At 73.3% G+C, this 2,214-nt stretch carries 2 protein-coding genes; both read right to left on the reverse strand.

The features are described 5' to 3' along the window. Nucleotides 1–8: 8 nt before the first annotated feature. Nucleotides 9–926, reverse strand: a complete 918-nt coding sequence (locus EF903_RS31845; protein WP_125548439.1) for a LysR family transcriptional regulator — start codon at nucleotides 924–926, stop codon at nucleotides 9–11. Between the two features lie 12 nt (nucleotides 927–938). Then, a complete protein-coding gene (locus tag EF903_RS31850; protein WP_125548440.1) occupies nucleotides 939–2,147 on the reverse strand; it encodes a glycine C-acetyltransferase in 1,209 nt (402 codons plus the stop codon). Nucleotides 2,148–2,214 lie beyond the last annotated feature (67 nt).

Raw genomic sequence — 2,214 nt, forward strand, 5'->3', positions numbered from 1 at the left:
GTCTGCTGCTAGCCCCGCGTGTCCAGCCGTGATGCCTCCCGCGTCAGTGCTTCCAGGATCGGGGCCAGCAGCGGGTGGGTTTCCGCGCCCCTGCGGGTTGCCGCGAAGACGCGGCGGGTTGCCGGGAGGCCGGCCACCGGGCGGACCTGTACCTCCTTGAGGTCCATGCCGCGCAGGGCCGAGCGGGGGACCAGGGCGACGCCGGCTCCCGCGCCGACGAGGGCCGTCACGGCGCGGAAGTCGTCCGAGGAGTGGCGGAAGCGCGGCTGGAAGCCGGCGAGTTCGCAGGCCAGGAGGGTCACGTCGTGGCACGGGTTGCCGGGGTACTGGCCGACCCAGTCCGAGTCGGAGAGGTCGGGCAGGCTCACCTCGGGGAGGTCGGCGAGGGGGTGGCCGGCGGGGAGGACCGCGTCGAAGGGTTCGGCGTAGAGCGGGACGACCGACAGGCGGCCGTCGTCGGCGCCGGGCGCGCCCCGGTATTCGACGGCGAGGGCGATGTCGGCGTCGCCGGCGAGGACGAGGGGGAGGCTTTCGTCGCCTTCGGCGTCGCGGACGCGGAGGCGGATGCCGGGGTGTTCGCGGGCCAGGCGGGCGATGGCCGGGGCGAGGACCTCGGCGATGCCGGTGGCGAAGGCGGCGACGGTTACCTCGCCGGCGGTGCCTCCCGCGTACGCGGCGAGTTCGGCCTCGGCCCGTTCGAGCTGGGCGAGGACCTCGTGGGTGTGGGCGAGGAGGATCTCGCCGGCGGCGGTGAGCCGTACGCCGCGGCCGCTGCGGGTGAGCAGGGCGTGCCCGGTTTCCTGTTCGAGCGCCGCGAGCTGCTGGGAGACGGCGGAGGGGGTGAGGTACAGGGCTGCGGCCGCGGCGGTCACCGTACGGTGGTCCGCCACGGCCCGCAGGATGCGCAGCCGGCGGGGGTCGATCACCCCTCCATGATGTCAGCCCTTGGCGGCGGCGAGGGCCGCGCGGGCGTCGGTGAACGCGGCGACGGCCCGCTCGACGTCGGCGGTGGAGTGGGCGGCGGACAGCTGGACGCGGATGCGTGCCTGGCCCATCGGGACGACGGGGTAGGAGAAGCCGATCACGTACACGCCGCGCTCCAGGAGGAGCTCGGCCATGCGGCCCGCCTCGGCGGCGTCGCCGATCATGACGGGGGCGATGGCGTGGTCGCCGGGGAGGATCTCGAAGCCGGCCTCGGTCATCTTGGTGCGGAAGAGCGCGGTGTTGGCGGCGAGGCGCTCGCGGAGGTCTCCGGCGGACTCCAGCAGGTCGAGGACCTTGAGGGAGGCGGCGGCGATGACGGGGGCGAGGGAGTTGGAGAAGAGGTAGGGGCGGGAGCGCTGGCGGAGCAGTTCGACGATCTCGGTGCGGGCGGCGACGTAGCCGCCGGAGGCGCCGCCGAGGGCCTTGCCGAGGGTGCCGGTGATGATGTCGACGCGGTCCATGACGCCGTGGAGTTCGGGGGTGCCGCGGCCGCCGGGGCCGACGAAGCCGACGGCGTGGGAGTCGTCGACCATGACCATGGCGTCGTAGCGGTCGGCGAGGTCGCAGATCTCGGTCAGGGGGGCGACGTAGCCGTCCATGGAGAAGACGCCGTCGGTGACGATCAGCTTGCGGCGGGCGCCGCCCTCCGCGGCCTCCTTCAGGCGGGCTTCCAGCTCGGCCATGTCGCGGTTGGCGTAGCGGTACCGGCGGGCCTTGGAGAGGCGGATGCCGTCGATGATGGAGGCGTGGTTGAGGGCGTCAGAGATGACGGCGTCCTCGGGGCCGAGGAGGGTTTCGAAGACGCCGCCGTTGGCGTCGAAGCAGGAGGAGTAGAGGATCGTGTCCTCCTGGCCGAGGAAGGAGGACAGGCGGGCCTCCAGCTCCTTGTGGACCTCCTGGGTGCCGCAGATGAAGCGGACGGACGCCATGCCGTAGCCCCAGCGGTCGAGGGCTTCCTTGGCGGCGGCGACGACCTCGGGGTGGTCGGCGAGGCCGAGGTAGTTGTTGGCGCAGAAGTTGAGGACCTCACCGGGGGTGCCGCCGGCGGTGACGGCGACGGCCGCGCTCTGCGGCGTGCCGATGACCCGCTCGGGCTTGTGCAGGCCGGCGGAGCGGATCTCGTCGAGGGTGGCGCGAAGGTCTTCGCGGACGTGTCCGAACATGGTGCGGTGCTCGCTTTCTTCTCCGTGCGGCGGAGGGGTACGGAGGGCGACGAAGGGGGCCGGGCCC

This window comes from Streptomyces sp. WAC05292 (genome assembly GCF_003949955.1).
In the GTDB taxonomy this organism is placed as follows: domain Bacteria; phylum Actinomycetota; class Actinomycetes; order Streptomycetales; family Streptomycetaceae; genus Streptomyces; species Streptomyces globosus.

What these genes read in the sequence shown, in the direction of transcription:
- EF903_RS31850 (WP_125548440.1), bottom strand. Translation starts at nt 2,147, where the DNA reads ATGTTCGGACACGTCCGCGAAGACCTTCGCGCCACCCTCGACGAGATC.